The organism is Nocardioides epinepheli (assembly GCF_037936805.1).
GTDB lineage: Bacteria > Actinomycetota > Actinomycetes > Propionibacteriales > Nocardioidaceae > Nocardioides.
This window is the reverse complement of sequence record NZ_JBBMMC010000004.1, coordinates 142424-157549: the sequence shown is the minus strand read 5'-3', so window position 1 is coordinate 157549 and position 15126 is coordinate 142424. Positions and strand designations below refer to the sequence as shown.

Annotated in this window: 14 protein-coding genes; 9 read left to right on the top strand and 5 right to left on the bottom strand. The window is 70.0% G+C overall.

Annotated features, from left to right (window positions below; all coding sequences use genetic code 11):
* Window positions 1-11: 11 nt before the first annotated feature.
* Window positions 12-1175 (bottom strand): acyl-CoA dehydrogenase family protein, encoded by a 1164-nt coding sequence (locus WMR31_RS07380; protein WP_340538141.1) that lies wholly within the window; start codon window positions 1173-1175, stop codon window positions 12-14.
* A 166-nt stretch (window positions 1176-1341) separates the two neighbouring features.
* Here WMR31_RS07380 and WMR31_RS07375 point away from each other — a divergent pair, with 166 nt between their 5' ends.
* The 8 genes from WMR31_RS07375 to WMR31_RS07340 are packed head-to-tail and all read left to right on the top strand — an operon-like array spanning window position 1342 to window position 9723.
* Entirely contained in the window at window positions 1342-2397 is a 1056-nt protein-coding gene (locus tag WMR31_RS07375; protein ID WP_340538140.1) for an ABC transporter substrate-binding protein, read from the top strand.
* Window positions 2394-3308: an ABC transporter permease gene (locus tag WMR31_RS07370; protein WP_340538139.1), complete on the top strand. Its 915-nt coding sequence runs from the start codon at window positions 2394-2396 to the stop codon at window positions 3306-3308. Before WMR31_RS07375 ends, WMR31_RS07370 begins: the two co-directional genes overlap by 4 nt.
* On the top strand, window positions 3305-4129 hold the full coding sequence (locus tag WMR31_RS07365) for an ABC transporter permease (RefSeq protein ID WP_340538138.1): 825 nt from the start codon (window positions 3305-3307) through the stop codon (window positions 4127-4129). Before WMR31_RS07370 ends, WMR31_RS07365 begins: the two co-directional genes overlap by 4 nt.
* A 19-nt stretch (window positions 4130-4148) precedes the next feature.
* Window positions 4149-5237, top strand: a complete 1089-nt coding sequence (locus WMR31_RS07360) for an ABC transporter ATP-binding protein (RefSeq protein WP_340538137.1) — start codon at window positions 4149-4151, stop codon at window positions 5235-5237.
* Window positions 5234-6838: a thiamine pyrophosphate-binding protein gene (locus tag WMR31_RS07355; RefSeq protein WP_340538136.1), complete on the top strand. Its 1605-nt coding sequence runs from the start codon at window positions 5234-5236 to the stop codon at window positions 6836-6838. The genes WMR31_RS07360 and WMR31_RS07355 overlap by 4 nt, the downstream gene beginning before the upstream one ends.
* Window positions 6838-7785, top strand: a complete 948-nt coding sequence (locus tag WMR31_RS07350) for a C-terminal binding protein (protein ID WP_340538135.1) — start codon at window positions 6838-6840, stop codon at window positions 7783-7785. Before WMR31_RS07355 ends, WMR31_RS07350 begins: the two co-directional genes overlap by 1 nt.
* Window positions 7782-8741: a DMT family transporter gene (locus WMR31_RS07345; protein WP_340538134.1), complete on the top strand. Its 960-nt coding sequence runs from the start codon at window positions 7782-7784 to the stop codon at window positions 8739-8741. Before WMR31_RS07350 ends, WMR31_RS07345 begins: the two co-directional genes overlap by 4 nt.
* Before the next feature lies 1 nt (window position 8742).
* Window positions 8743-9723 (top strand): NAD(P)H-dependent flavin oxidoreductase, encoded by a 981-nt coding sequence (locus tag WMR31_RS07340; protein ID WP_340538133.1) that lies wholly within the window; start codon window positions 8743-8745, stop codon window positions 9721-9723.
* Window positions 9724-9762: 39 nt separating this feature from the next.
* Here the strand turns inward: WMR31_RS07340 and arsB are convergent, their stop codons facing one another.
* Together arsB and WMR31_RS07330 are read right to left on the bottom strand one after the other, a co-directional pair.
* Window positions 9763-10854 (bottom strand): ACR3 family arsenite efflux transporter, encoded by a 1092-nt coding sequence (gene arsB / locus WMR31_RS07335; protein WP_340538132.1) that lies wholly within the window; start codon window positions 10852-10854, stop codon window positions 9763-9765.
* Window positions 10851-11177 (bottom strand): ArsR/SmtB family transcription factor, encoded by a 327-nt coding sequence (locus tag WMR31_RS07330; RefSeq protein ID WP_340538131.1) that lies wholly within the window; start codon window positions 11175-11177, stop codon window positions 10851-10853. The genes arsB and WMR31_RS07330 overlap by 4 nt, the downstream gene beginning before the upstream one ends.
* A gap of 141 nt (window positions 11178-11318) precedes the next feature.
* Between WMR31_RS07330 and WMR31_RS07325 the strand changes: the two genes are divergently transcribed.
* On the top strand, window positions 11319-11747 hold the full coding sequence (locus WMR31_RS07325; protein WP_340538130.1) for an ArsI/CadI family heavy metal resistance metalloenzyme: 429 nt from the start codon (window positions 11319-11321) through the stop codon (window positions 11745-11747).
* A gap of 4 nt (window positions 11748-11751) precedes the next feature.
* Here the strand turns inward: WMR31_RS07325 and WMR31_RS07320 are convergent, their stop codons facing one another.
* Entirely contained in the window at window positions 11752-12966 is a 1215-nt protein-coding gene (locus WMR31_RS07320) for an HNH endonuclease signature motif containing protein (protein ID WP_340538129.1), read from the bottom strand.
* A gap of 912 nt (window positions 12967-13878) precedes the next feature.
* Complete coding sequence (locus WMR31_RS07315) at window positions 13879-15057, bottom strand: YibE/F family protein (RefSeq protein WP_340538128.1); 1179 nt, start codon at window positions 15055-15057, stop codon at window positions 13879-13881.
* Between the last annotated feature and the right edge of the window lie 69 nt (window positions 15058-15126).

The following is a 15126-nucleotide window of genomic DNA, read 5'->3' as shown; positions in this document are numbered from 1 at the left end:
CACGGTGACCGTCACCGGCTGATCGCCCGGGAGATGATGAGCTTCTGGATGTCGGAGGTGCCCTCCTCGATCTCCTCCAGCTTCGCATCGCGCAGCCACCGCTCGACGGGGAACTCGCGCGAGTAGCCCCAGCCGCCGTGGGTGGCCAGCGCCGCGCTGGCGACCCAGGTGGCGTTCTCGGAGGCGACGAGCTTGGCGATGGCCGCCTCCTCGGTGGCGGGACCGCCCTCGTCGAAGAGCCTCGCTGCGCGCATGGTGAGCAGGTGCGAGGTGTCGACCCGGGCGGCCATCTCGGCCAGGCGGAAGGCGACGGCCTGGTGGTTGATGATCGGCGTGCCGAACTGCTCGCGCTCCTTGGCGTACTGGAGGGTGGTGTCCAGTGCGGCCCGGGCGAGGCCGGTGGCCGAGGAGCCGATGAGGATGCGCGAGGCGTCGAAGGTGCTCATCAGTCCGTAGAAGCCCTGGCCCTCCTCGCCGAGCCGGTCGGAGACGGGCACGCGCACGTTGTCCAAGAACACCTCGGCGTTGACGATGCCCTTCTGCCCGTGCTTGGGCATCGGCTGGCCGATGGTGAGGCCCTCGGCGTCCCGCGGCACGATGAACGCGGTGATGCCGCGCGACCGCTTGCTGGGGTCGACGGTGGCGAAGATGACGAAGTACTCGGCGTAGGGCGCGTTGGAGATCCAGGTCTTCTGGCCGTTGAGGACGTACTCGTCGCCCTCGCGCACCGCGCGGGTCTGGATGCTGGCGGCGTCCGAGCCGCTGCCGGGCTCGGTGGTGGCCAGTGCGGTGATCGGCGGGTTGTCCGAGCACAGCAGGCCGAGCCAGTGCTTCTTCTGCTCCTCGGTGCCCAGCGCCTCGATCGGCCCGGAGAAGAAGCCGTTGGAGGTGAGGAAGTTGCCGATGGAGATGTCGCCGTAGCACAGCTCCTGCTGCACCAGAGCCTGCGAGGTGAGGTCGGTGATCCCGCCGCCGCCGTACTCCTCGGGAAGCATGTAGTGCGTCAGTCCGATGTCGGCGGCCTTCTTCCACAGGTCGAGCGGCGACTCGGTGTCGGCGGCGTCGACCTCGGCGGCCCGGGGCCGGATCTCCTTGGCCGCGAAGTCGCGAGCCAGGCGGATGAACTCGGTCTGCTCCTCGGTACGGGGCAGGGCGTCACGGATGGCTCGGGTCATGGGACGGCTCCTCGAAGATTGTTGACTGACGGCTCAGTTATTAACCAGCATGGGTCGCGGCCACGAACGTGTCAAGCGTCACGTCGAACTTCCTTCAAGGCCTTGACGAGTGATCCCCGTCACGCTTTCATACATAACTAATCGATCAGTCAACTTAGGAGCCCGCATGCGCACGAAGGCGATTTCATTGGTGTCCACCGCAACGCTCGCCCTCACCCTGACCGCCTGCGGAGGCGGCGGCGGTGGCGACGACAAGTCGGTGACGGTGACCATGTGGGGCGGCCAGGCGCAGGAGGCGCACGTCGCCTCGTACTTCAACCCGTGGGGCGAGGAGGCCGGGGTGAAGATCCTCCAGGACTCCCCCACCGACTACGCCAAGCTCGACGCCCAGGTCGACTCCGGCAAGGTGAACTGGGGCCTGGTCGAGGTGGAGCCGAACTACGCCGAGACGGCCTGCGCCGAGGGGAAGCTCGAGAAGCTCCCCGAGCGCGTGGTGACCGCGGCGCAGGAGGCCGAGGTCGACCCCGCCCAGATGAACGACTGCGCCCTCCCGATCCTCCAGTACACCTTCAGCATCGCCTACAACACCGACACGTTCGGCGATGCCCACCCGACGAACTGGGAGGAGTTCTTCGACACCGAGAAGTTCCCCGGCAAGCGCGGCTTCTGGAAGTACGTCACCGGCGGCATCTTCGAGGCGGCGCTGCTCGCCGACGGGGTGGCTCCGGAGGACCTCTACCCGCTCGACCTCGACCGCGCCTTCGCCAAGCTCGACACGATCAAGGACGACATCGTCTGGTACGACACCGGCGACCAGCAGGTCCAGCTCGTCGCCAGCGGCGAAGCGCCGCTGGTACAGGCGTGGAACGGCCGGATCACACAGGCCGCCAAGGCCGGCGAGCCGGTGGCCAACGAGTACGGCGAGAACCTGATCTCCTACGACCAGGTCGTCATCCCGAAGGGCTACAAGAACGCCGACCTCGCCCAGGACTGGATGGTCTGGTTCCTGGAGAACCCGCAGGCGCAGGCCGACGACGTCGAGGCCTCCGGTTACGGCCCGGCCTCCCCCAAGGCCGTCGAGCTGGTCCCCGAGGACATCCGTCCCGACGTCGCCGGTGGCGCCGACGTCAACGACCAGACCGCCACGCTCATCGACTACAGCTACTGGGCCGAGAACTACGCCGACGTCACCGAGCGGTTCAACACCTGGATCGCCAAGTGAGTCTCACCCGCAGCGTCACTCTGGAGAAGTCCGGTAGGCCGGGAACCCGCTCCGGCGGACCCTCCCGCCTCCGGTCGAAACTGCGCCTGGACGGCTGGGGGCTGCTCGCCGTGCCCTTGCTGGTGTTCCTCCTGGTCATCTTCGTCGGGCCGTTGTGCCTGCTGATCGCCAAGAGCTTCACCGACCCGACCGTCGGGTTCGAGAACTACCAGAAGATCTTCGCCGAACCGCTGTACCTGAAGATCCTGCGCAACACCTTCGTCACCGCGCTGGTGGTGACGGTCGTGACCCTGCTGCTGGCCTACCCGTACGCCTACCTGATGACCATCGCGAAACCGTTCTGGCGCACGATCCTGCTGCTGCTGGTGCTGGTGCCGTTCTGGACCAGCGTGCTGGTGCGCACCTTCGCCCTGGTGCTGCTGCTGCGCGACACCGGCGTGCTCAACACCATCGCCCAGGACGCCGGACTGATCAGTGAGCCGATCGCCATGCTCCGCACGCTGCGCGGCGTCGTGTTCGGCATGGTGCAGGTGGCGCTCCCGTTCGCGGTGCTGCCGATCTACGCCACCATGCGCGGCATCGACACCCGGCTCACCCAGGCCGCGCAGGGCCTCGGCGACCGCCCGTCCGGTGCCTTCTGGCGGGTCTTCGTGCCGCTGAGCATGCCGGGCGTGGCCGCGGGCATGCTGCTCACCTTCATCCAGGCGCTCGGGTACTACATCACCCCGGCGATGCTCGGCGGCCCGAAGAACACGATGATCGGCGAGCTGATCGTGCAGCAGGTGAGCACCGTTCTCCAGTTCGGCTTCGCCGCGGCGCTCGCGGTGATCCTGCTCGTCACGACGTTCGTACTGCTCGCGATCGCCGGACGCTTCATGAACCTCGAACGAATGCTGATGGGGCGGTCATGACTCGTATCCTCACCCGCACCGGGCTCATCCTGCTCGCCGTCGTGATCGGCGCCTACATCCTGCTCCCGATCCTGATCATCCTGCCGATGTCGGTCTCGAACAACGCCTTCTTGACCTTCCCGCCCGAGGGCTTCACCTGGCAGTGGTTCGAGAAGCTCAAGCTCGACCCGACCTGGCTGGACGCCGCCACCTCCAGCCTCTGGATCGCCCTGCTCTCCGCGGCCCTCAGCGTCGTCCTCGGGACCCTCGCGGCACTGGCGCTGGTGCGCGGGCGGATCCCCTTCCGCGGTCCGGTGCTCATGGTGATGCTGGCGCCGTTGATCGTGCCGTACGTGATCGTGGGCCTGGCGGTCTACATCGCTTTCCTGCGGATCGGGCTCACCGAGACGACCCTGGGCTTCGTGCTCGTGCACACCTGCCTGGGCGTGCCCTACGTGATGATCAACGTGTGTGCCGGCCTGGTGGCCGTCGACCGCCGTCTGGAGATGGCCTCGATGAACCTGGGCGCCGGACCGGTGAGCACGTTCTTCCGGATCACGCTGCCCGCGATCCTGCCCAACATGCTGGCCGGTGCGCTGTTCGCGTTCATCACCAGCTGGGACGAGGTGGTCGTCGCGATCTTCATGTCCGGCCCCACGCTCACCACTCTGCCGGTGAAGATGTGGGCCGGGATCCGGGTCCAGATCGACCCCACGCTCGCCGCCATCTCCAGCCTGGCCCTGCTCGTCATCGTGGCCTGCTTCGTGATCATCGGGCTCGGCCGCCTCGTGCAGCGCCTCTTCGCCCGCCGCTCTCTCTCCTCCGACAGCACAGGTGCCTGACATGTCCAAGAAGAATCCCGTGACCGAGCCGCGAAGCGGCGCCGCGATCAAGGTAGACGGCGTCCGCAAGGAGTACGGCTCGCTCACCGTCCTCAACGACGTCGACCTCGACATCCGGGCCGGTGAGTTCCTCACCCTGCTCGGCGCCAGTGGCTCGGGCAAGTCGACGCTGCTCAACATCATCGCCGGCTTCATCAAGGCCGACGGCGGCTCGGTGCAGGTCGACGGCCAGGACCTCACCACGGTGCCGGCCCACAAGCGCGGCCTGGGCATGGTCTTCCAGCACTACGCGCTGTTCCCGCACATGTCGGTCTACGACAACGTCGCCTACGGTCTGCGCCGCCACGGCTTCCCCAAGTCCGAGATCCCCGACCTGGTCGCGGGGGCACTCGACATGGTCGAGATGGGGCACCTCGGCAAGCGTCGTCCCGCGCAGCTCTCGGGCGGTCAGCAGCAGCGGGTCGCGCTCGCCCGGGCCGTGGTGTTCCGCCCGCGCGTGCTGCTCATGGACGAGCCGCTCGGCGCCCTCGACAAGATGCTGCGCGAGCAGCTGCAGCTGGAGATCCGCCGGCTGCACCAGGAGATGGGCATCACCTTCGTGTTCGTCACCCACGACCAGGAGGAGGCCCTGACCATGTCGGACCGCATCGCCCTGCTCGAGCGCGGCGACATCGTCCAGCTCGGCACGCCCGAGGAGCTCTACGGCGCCCCCAACAGTCGCTTCTCGGCGGAGTTCATCGGGGTGTCCAACATCTTCAACGGCTCGCGCAACGGCGACGTGTTCACCGATCAGGGCAACAGCGCCACCCACAAGGTGAGCGTGGGCGACCCGCAGGGAACCGCGCTGATGGTCCGGCCCGAGCGGCTGCGGGTGACCGCGGGACAGGTGACGCCGCAGGCCCACGAGAACGCGCTGCCCGCCGTCGTCCGCGACTGCGTGTACCTGGGCAGCGACCGCAACATCCACGTCACCACCGCCTCGGGCGAGAGCCTGGTGGCCCGGACCGAGGTGCCCCGCGTCAGCGACGGGATCGAGCCCGGCGCCGCGGTCACCCTGACCTGGAACATCGACGACGGTCGCGTCCTGGCCGGCGGGACCGGGCTGTGAGCGCGGTCACCGGCGGCGAGGCGCTGGTCCGGGCGCTGGCCGAGCACGGAGTCGACACGGTCTTCGGCATCCCCGGCACCCACAACCTCTCCGCCTACGCGGCGCTCCCCAAGCACGGGATCACCCACGTCTCGCCGCGCCACGAGCAGGGTGCCGGGTACGCCGCCGACGGCTATGCCCGCTCCACCGGACGGGTCGGCGTCGCGCTCACCACCACGGGGCCGGCCATCCTCAACGCCGCCGCCGCGGCCGCGCAGGCCTACTCCGACTCGGTCCCGGTGCTCTTCGTCTCCCCCGGCATGCCCTTGCAGCACCCCGGCCAGGGCAACGGACTGCTCCACGAGATGCGCAACCAGCCGGGCGTGATGGAGGCCGTGCTCGGGACCAGCATCCGGGTCACCAGCGTCGAGGAGATCCCGCTGGCCGTCGCGCAGGCGTTCGCCGCCATGCTCGAAGGGCGACCGCGGCCGGTGCACCTGGAGGTGCCGCTCGACCTGCTCGACGTCGCCGCCGAGGTCGCCTCGGTGCCGGCGGTCCGCACGGGCACGCTCGGCCCCGACCCGGCGACGATCCGCGACGCGGTCGAGAGGCTCGACGCGGCCGAGCGGGTGGTGCTCGTGGTCGGCGGCGGCGCGGCCGGCGCGGCCGAGCAGGTCGCCGCCCTCGCCGACCACCTCGACGCCGCGGTGCTCAGCACCGCCAACGGCAAGGGCACCGTGCCCGAGGACCACCCGCTGTTCGTGGGCGCCGGGCTCCAGCACCCCGCGGCCCTCGAACTGTGCGCCGAGGCCGACGTCGTGCTCGGCGTGGGCACGGAGTTCGCGCCGTCGGACTGGTGGATCGGGCTCCCCGACTTCGGCGGCTCGGTGGTGCGCGTGGACATCGACGCCCAGGAGATCAGCGCCAACGTCGCACCCGACGTCGCGATCGTCGCCGATGCCGCGACCGCACTCGATGCGCTGCTGCTCGAGACCCGGCCCCATCCCGCTCAGGACTGGACCGCCTCCTGGCGGCGGCGGTTCCTGGAGGAGGCCGGCGCCGAGGGTGCGCCGTGGCTGGAGATCGTGGACGCGCTCGCGCAGGCGCTCCCGCGCGACGCGATCGTCGCCGCCGACAACGCGATGGCCGTCTACTACGGCGCGCTGTCCAACCTGCCCTTGTACCGGCCGCGCGCGTTCCTGTATCCCACCGGCGCCGGGACGCTCGGCTTCGGACTGCCGGCGGGCATCGGCGCCAAGGTCGCCGAGCCGGACGCGCCGGTCGTGGTGCTCCAGGGTGACGGCGGCATCATGTTCACCGTCGCCGAGCTCGCGATGGCCGCGCAGGCCGGGCTCGCGCTCCCGATCGTGGTGGTCGACAACGGCGGCTACGGCGAGATCCGCAACGAGATGGACGATCGCGGCGAGCCCATCCACGCCGTCGCCCTCGGCTCCCCCGACTTCGTGGCGCTGGCCGAGTCGCTGGGCTGCCGCGGGATCCACGTCGAGGACGCCGCCGCACTCGGTGCCGCGGTGGCCGACGCGTTCACCGCCGACCGACCCACCCTGATCCACATCCGCGAGCACAGCCGGGCCTCCGGCTCGCCGGAGGCTCCTGCGTGATGGCGTCTGCCCCCGTCGCGGTCTATGCCGACGTCGTCGACCTCGATCCCGCCCCGGGCGTGCGACTCCTGGAGGAGTCGGGCTTCGAGGTGCGGGTGCTCGACAGCGCCGACCCCGACGCGATCGTCAGCGGCGCCCACGACGCGGCCGCGCTGCTGATCGGGTACGCGCCGGTGACCGCCTCGATGCTCGACCGGCTCGGCTCCCTGCAGATCGTGGCGACCCAGTCGGTGGGTATCGACAGCGTCGATCTCGACGCCTGCCGGCGACTCGGCATCGCGGTGAGCAACGTGCCGGGTGCGGCGACCGAGGAGGTGGCCTCGCACGCCCTGGCCATGTCGCTCGCGCTCGTCCGTGGCCTCCCGTTCCTCGACCGGGCCGTCGCCGACGGCGTCTGGGACGGCACCCGCGAGCAGCTGCTGCGCCTGTCCGAGATCACCGTCGGGGTCATCGGCCTGGGTCGGATCGGGGCGCGCTATGCGCGGATGATCGGTCCCCTGGTCGGCCGGGTCGTCGGCTACGAGCCCTACGGCACCGCGCCGGACGGCGTGGAGCAGGTCGAGCTCGACGAGCTCCTCGACGTCAGCGACCTGGTCAGCCTGCACCTGCCCTCGACCCCCGACACCCAGGGGCTGCTCGATGCCGGCCGCCTGTCGCGACTGCGCCGCGGCGCGATGCTGGTCAACGCCTCGCGCGGCGACCTGATCGACACCGCGGCCCTCCTCCGCGCGCTGGACGACGGCGTCCTGTCCGGAGCCGCCCTCGACGTCCTGCCCCACGAGCCGCCTGCGCGCGACGACCCCCTGGTGCGGCATCCGCGCACCCTGGTGACCCCCCATGCCGCCTACCTCTCCCCCGCGAGTGCCCGTGACTATGTGCTCCACCAGGCCCAGAGCGTGCTTGCCCACTTCGCCGGGACCGGGACGAATCTTGCGGACCCTGGATGAACGACGCCGCGAGCGCTCGCGCCCGGTCGGCGCAGCCGCGCCTCCCGGTGGCCGCGCTCGCCCTGCTCGGCGTGGCGATGGCGTGGGGGTCGTCGTTCCCGATCTCCAAGGAGCTGTTCACCCACCTGCCGGTGCCGGACTACCTCGGCGTGCGGTTCTTCCTTGCCCTGCTGGCGGTCTGGCTGTTCCGTCCGCGGGTGATCGTCTCGCTCACGCGCCGTCAGGTCGGGGTCGGCGTCCTGCTCGGCCTCATCTACGGAGCCGGGCAGTTCCTCCAGTTCGCCGGGCTGAGCCGCGCCTCGGTCACCGTGTCGGCATTCCTGGTCTCGATGTACGTCGTCGTCGTGCCGCTGTTCGGCGCGGTCGTGCACCGCACCCGTCTCTCGCGCGCCACCACGCTCGCGGTCGTGCTGGCGGTCGCCGGGGTGATGGCGATGTCGTTGAGAGGCTGGTCGTTCGGCTTCGGCGAGAGCCTGGTCCTCGCGAGCTCCGTGCTCTACGCCGCCCACATCCTGGTCACCGGACGCCTGGTGCGTCCCGGCGAGGCGCAGGCCGTCACCATCGTGCAGATGGCAACCATCTCGGCGACGTTCACCGTCGTGGGAGCTGCCGACGGCCTGACACTCCCCCACGGTGGGCAGTGGTGGCCGATGCTCTACCTCGCGCTGGTGTGCGGCGGTCTGGCCATGGTGGCGCAGGCCTGGTCGCAGGCGCGGATCTCGGTGGCCCACGCCTCGGTGGTGATGGTCACCGAGCCGGTCTGGGCCTCCTTCTTCGCGGTCGCCTTCTTCGCCGAGACTCTCGATGCCCGCACCATCCTCGGCGCACTCCTGGTGCTCGCCGCCGCGGCGCTCGTCCTCACCGACCGTGGCCAACGGCTGCCCGCGGTCGATCCCCTGCCGGTTCAACCTTCCCCTGCCCTCAGTACGGACCCAGACGCCACCACCAAGGAGTGACATGACCTTCCACAACGAGTTCACCGAGACCTTCGGCATCGAGCACCCGATCGTGTGCGGCGGGATGCTCGCCGTCGGTACCGCCGACCTGATCGCCGGCGTCGCGAACGCCGGAGCGCTCGGCTTCCTCAGCGCCCTCACCCAGCCGACGCCGGAGGCGCTGGCCGCAGAGATCGCGCGCTGTCAGTCGATGACCGACCGGCCCTTCGGCGTCAATCTCACGATCCTGCCGACGATCGAGCCGGTGCCCTACGACGAGTACCGCGACGCGATCATCGAGTCGGGCGTGAAGATCGTGGAGACCGCGGGCAGCAACCCGGCCCCGCACCTGCCGTCGCTGCATGCCGCCGGCATCAAGGTGATCCACAAGGCCGTGGCGGTGCGGCACGCGCTGAAGGCGCAGTCCCTCGGCGTCGACGCGGTGAGCATCGACGGCTTCGAGTGCGCCGGCCACCCGGGCAGCGACGACGTCCCCGGGCTGGTGCTGATCCCCGCCGCCGCGCGGGTCCTCGACATCCCGATCATCGCCTCGGGCGGCTTCGCCACCGGGAGCGGCCTGGTCGCCGCGTTGGCGCTGGGTGCCTGCGCGATCAACATGGGCACTCGGTTCGAGGCCACCGTCGAGGCGCCGATCCACCGCAACGTGAAGGACCGGATCGTCGCGCACTCCGAGCTCGACACCACCGTGGTCTTCCGCGAGTTCGGCAACACCGCACGGGTCGCGAAGAACTCGGTGGCCGAGGAGATCCGCGAGATCGGCGCCCGGCCGGACGCCACCTTCGCCGACGTCGCCCACCTCGCCTCCGGCGCGCGGGCCCGCGAGCAGGTGCTGGCCGGCGGCGACGTCGAGGGCGGCATGTGGTGGGCCAGCCAGGCCCAGGGCCTCATCGACAGCGTCGAGACCTGTGCCGACGTCGTCGACTCGATCATCGCCGAGGCCGAGGAGATCATCTCCAAGCGGCTCCCCGACCAGCTGGCCTGAGCCTCTGCGGCCCGGCCGCGCGGGGGCACAGGTACCGGGTCATCGGGTGGCCGGGTAGTAGCGGCGGCGCAGCCACAGGGCGACGTAGACGAGGCCGACGAGGACGGGAACCTCGATGAGGGGGCCGACGACGCCGGCCAGGGCTTGGCCTGAGGTGACGCCGAAGACGCCGATCGCGACGGCGATGGCGAGCTCGAAGTTGTTGCCGGCGGCGGTGAAGGCAAGGGTGGTGGTGCGCTCGTAGGTCATCCCGAGTCTCTTACCGACGAAGAACGATCCGGCCCACATGAGCGCGAAGTAGGCCAGGAGCGGCAGTGCGATCCGGGCCACGTCGAGGGGTCGCCCGGTGATGGTGTCGCCCTGGAGGGCGAAGAGCACGACGATGGTGAACAGCAGTCCGTACAGCGCGGCCGGTCCGATGCGAGGCAGCAGCGTGGACTCGTACCAGTCGCGACCCTTGGCCCTCTCCCCCACGGTGCGGGTCAGGAATCCCGCGGCCAGCGGAATGCCGAGGAAGACCAGGACCGACTTCGCGATGCCCCACACCGAGACATCGAGACCGGTCGTGGCGGGAAGACCGAGCCAGCCGGGCAGGACCTCGAGGTAGAAGTAGCCGAGCCCGGCGAAGGCGATGATCTGGAAGACCGAGTTGATCGCGACCAGGATCGCCGCGGCCTCGCGATCGCCGCAGGCGAGGTCGTTCCAGATCAGCACCATGGCGATGCAGCGGGCCAGGCCCACGATGATCAGACCGGTGCGGTAGGCGGGCAGGTCGGGCAGCATCAGCCACGCGAGGGCGAACATCATCGCGGGGCCGAGCACCCAGTTCAGCACGATCGAGGCGGCCAGCAGGCGCTTGTCGGAGGTGACCTGGCCCAGCTCGTCGTAGCGGACCTTGGCCAGCACCGGGTACATCATCACCAGCAGGCCGATCGCGATCGGCAGGGAGACCGAGCCGACCTCCACCTTCGTCAGCGCGACGTCGAGGCCGGGGACGACCCTGCCGAGCAGAAGCCCGGCGGTCATGGCGGCGATGATCCACACCGGCAGGAACCGGTCCAGCGTCGAGAGACGCCGGATGACCGCCTCGTCTGCGGACGCCGCGGTGCTCGCGTCGACGGTGTCGCTCACCCGCAAGCCCCGGCGGCCTTGGACTCGGCTCCGGCGCCGCCGAACAGGTTGGCGACCGCCGCCACCGCCCCCGGGCTGACGCGGTAGTAGACCCAGGTCCCGCGCTTGGAGCGCTCCAGGAGTCCGGCCTCGTGCAACACCTTGAGGTGATGGCTGATGGTCGGCTGGGACAGGTCGAAGGCGTCGTTGAGATCGCACACGCACGCCTCGGCGCCCTCATGGGCGGCGACCAGCGACATCAGCCTGAGCCGTACCGGATCGGCCAGCGCCTTCAGCAGTGGCGCAATGCCCTCGGCAGCCTCCCGAGACAGAGGGGTGGTCATCAGGGGCGAGCAGCAGGCGACCGCCTCAACCGGCGTCAACGCAGACTTCGACACACATCTATGTTGACAGACATCTATGTCTGCGGCAACGTCCATATCGACAACCATCGACAACCATCGATATCTCGCCAGGAGGCATTCATGTCCCGGATCCAGCTCGCTCTCAACGTCGACGACCTCACGGAGTCGATCGCGTTCTACTCGACCCTGTTCGACACCGCCCCCGCCAAGGTCGAGGCCGGCTACGCCAACTTCGCCGTGTCCGAGCCCCCGCTGAAACTGGTCCTCATCGAGAACCCCGGCCACGGCGGCTCGATCAACCACCTCGGCGTCGAGGTCGCCGACACCGACAGCGTCGATGCCGAGCAGACCCGCCTGCACGAAGCCGGGTTCGCCTCGGTCGACGAGCGCGACACCGTGTGCTGCTACGCCAAGCAGGACAAGTTCTGGGTCGAGAACGCTCCCAACGGCGAACGCTGGGAGATCTACACCGTCCTCGCCGACAGCCCCACGTTCAGCGACGACGAAGCGCCTGCCGACTGCTGCGGCAGCGTCGCTACCTGGGCCTAGGGACCTACGTCCGCATCGGAGGCGCATCACCGGCGGCGTGGAGTTGGTAGTGGTGGAAGGGGCAGTGGAGTCGGGCGTCGTGGGTGTTGGTGTGGCCGCCTTCTTGCCAGGGGTGGGTGTGGTGGACGTGGCAGAACGCTGCGGGGGTGTCGCAGCCGGGGGTTTGGCAGTGAACCTGTTCGAGGCCGATCGCGATCCGTTGGGCGGGGGTGTGGAAGCGGCGGGTGCGGCCGAGGTCGAGGACCTCGCTGCGGCTGCCGAGGACGGCGGGGATGATCCCTGCCTCGCAGGCGAGTCGGCGTGCAAGGCCTGGTGAGATGTCGGTGCTGGTGTCGAGGTGGGCTGCCTTCAGGCCGCCGAGCAGGGTGTCCAACTGCATGGTGACGATGACGGTGGCGTTGAGCCCGCCGGCCTTGGGGAGCTTCTCGGTGGGGAACCGTTCCACGTACTCGGCGAACGCCTGTCCCAGTCGCTGCGGGGTGGGCTTGGCGTAGTCAAACGAGCCGGCGCCCTCGGTGGCGCGGACGTGTTTGGGTGCCGCGAGCGCGGCGAGGGCCTTGCGGAGCATCGAGCCCTGCGCGACCGGCAGGGTGAACCGACCATGGGTGAGGCCCTGGTCGTCGTCGTACATCGAGAACGACGTGTGCTTCCGAGCCCGGGCTTCCTCGGCCTCCAACAGCCGGGCCTCGTGCTCGTCAGCCCGAACCGGATCGACGACTTCCAGGATGCGACGGCCGAGGATCTTCAACGCTCTCGCGTCGTGATGGGCCGCTTCTGCGATCAGGTGCTTCTCGGCCAGGTCGCGATGTACGGGGTCGAGTTCGTCGACCGCCGCGACGATCACCGCAGCTTGGTCCGGCAGCACCCTTCCCTCGGCCGCAGCGACCCGGGTCTGTTCGTGGGTCGCGAGCTCGTGGGCGAGGCGGGTGGTGCGGTGCGCGCGCCCGGGGGTGATCGGGACCAGCCGGCGCAGCCACGCGCTGACCGACCGGGCGCCGATCGAGCCGGGCAGGTCCAGGGCGTCGGCCTGGGTGAGGGTGCGGGTCTCGAGCTCGGCGAGGCTGGCGGTGACTTCGGCCAGGTCGACCAGCAGCGCAGCGGTGTCGTCGGCGTCCAGGCTCCAGAGCGGGGTGTCGACGTGGCCGGCTAGGTCCTTCTTGAACCGCGCGACCAGTACCGCGAGCGGGTGCCCGGTTCCGGTGTCGGTGGTGGCGGCCATGTCTGATTCTACCTCGCCCGACGGATATTCGCTAGTGTGTTCTAGTAAGTCTTTGGGGGTGCCGGGGTTTCGTCGGCGCTCGCTTGCGCTCGCTTACTCAACCTCCGGCGGGTGGGCCGTTCTCGGAGGTTGAGCAAGCGGTGCGCGTGAGGAACGAGCGCGGACCGCGCCGACGAAACCTCCCGACCGGCCTCGGAAACGCGAGCCGGGCGAGCCGGCATACCCGGAGCGGGCAGGGGTGGCCGCGCAGGCGGCGGCGCGGGCGAAGCCCGTGCCGGCAGCGCGCCGGATGAGTCGACCGACCGGGACCCGCAGTCAAGGACGGACGAAGTCCGCCGCGAAGCGGACGCCGCAGGCGATCCTTGACGGCGGGTGTCGGTCGACTACGCGCGCGGCCACCCCACCACCCAGGCCGGTCGATGCACCGAGCACAGCACGAACCCGCCACAGTCGCGCAGTCCGCTGCCGGGGTTTCGTCAGCGCTCGCTGGCGCTCGCTTGCTCAACCTCCGGCCCGGGGGGCGACTCTTCGGAGGTTGAGCAAACGGGACGCGTGAGGAACGAGCGCGGACCGCGCCGACGAAACCTCGCAACCGACCCCGGAAACGCGAGCCGCGCGAATCAGGCGCGAGCGAGTCAGCGACGGCGGAGCGAGCAGGGGTGGCCGCGCAGGCGGCGGCGCGGGCGGAGCCCGTGCCCGCAGGCGCGCCGGTCGACTACGGGCGCGGCCACCTCACCACCCAGGTTGCGTCGGCGCACCTATGCGCCGACCCGGCGGCACAGTCGCGCAGTCGGTCGTCGGGCTTTCGTCCGCGCTCGCTGGTGGTCATCTCCGTTGGTTCACCAAGGGTCTCCGCACCCGGGTCACGCACCCCGAGCACGGAGACCTCGGACGAACCAACGGAGGGGACCCCTAGTGCGGTTCCGTGGTCGGATCCTCGGTCGCCGCCCGGCGCACGACCAGCGCGGCCAGCGCGGTGGTCACCGGGACCGCAGCGACCAGGCCGAGGGTGCCGACCACGCTGCGGACGATCTCCTGGGCCACGATCTGGTCGGTCAGGACGGTGCCCACCGACTCGTTGTTGGCGATGATGAGGATCAGCAGCGGTAGCGAGGACCCGGCGTAGGCGAGGATGATCGTGTTCACCACCGACGCGATGTGGGAGCGCCCGACGCGGGTGCCGGCCCGGTAGAGCTCCCGGACGCCGTAGGCGGGGTTCGCGTGCGCGACCTCGGCCACCGTCGCGGCCTGCGTGACGGTGACGTCGTCGAGGACGCCGAGCGAGCCGATCACGATCCCGGCGAGCAGCAGGCCCTGCATGTTGACCGAGTGGGTGAGCCCGAGCGAGGCCGAGATGTCGTCGACGATGCCGGTCAGGTGGAGCGCCGACACCGCGATCGCCGAGAGCACCCCGGTCAGCGCGAAGCTGATCAGCGTGCCGAGGACGGCGACCGTGGTCGAGAGCGAGAAGCCGTGGGTGAGGTAGAGCACGGTGAGGGCGATCGCCGCCGATCCCACGATCGCGATGAGCAGGGGCGACTCCCCCGCGAGGATCGCCGGTACGACGAAGAACAGCAGCACCCCGAAGGTGACCGCCAACCCGAACAGCGCGGTGAGCCCGCGCAGCCGCCCGAACGCGACCAACGCCAGGGCGAACGCCGCCGCGAGGATCCACAGGCCCTTGCCACGCTGGTGGTCGACCACGGAGAACACGTCGCCGTCGGGGGTGGTGGACGTGATCAGCACCACCTGATCGCCCTCGGCGATCTGGGGGGCGCCCGGTCCGTTCGGCAGTGGCGCCGTGACGGTCTCGCCCTCGGCATCGCCCTTGGTGATCTTCACCCGGGTGGTGCCGCAGCCGTTGACGTCCTCCTCGAGCTGCTGCGGGCACGGCTCGCGCTCGATCGAGACGATCTCGCCGTTCAGCTGGTCGGCCGAGCCGGGCTGCTCGGGGACCGAGATGTCCTCGGAGGGCCACAGCCAGATCATCGCGGCGAGGGTGATCACCGCGATGGGCGCCATGATCGCCGCCGCGATCCGGCGCAGGCGTCGGTTCGTCGGGGCGGCATGCCGCGGGTGATGTGCGCCCAAGGCGAGTCCTCACCAGGTCGAGACCGCCGACGGATCACCCGCCGATCGCTGGGCCCCGATCCTAACGAC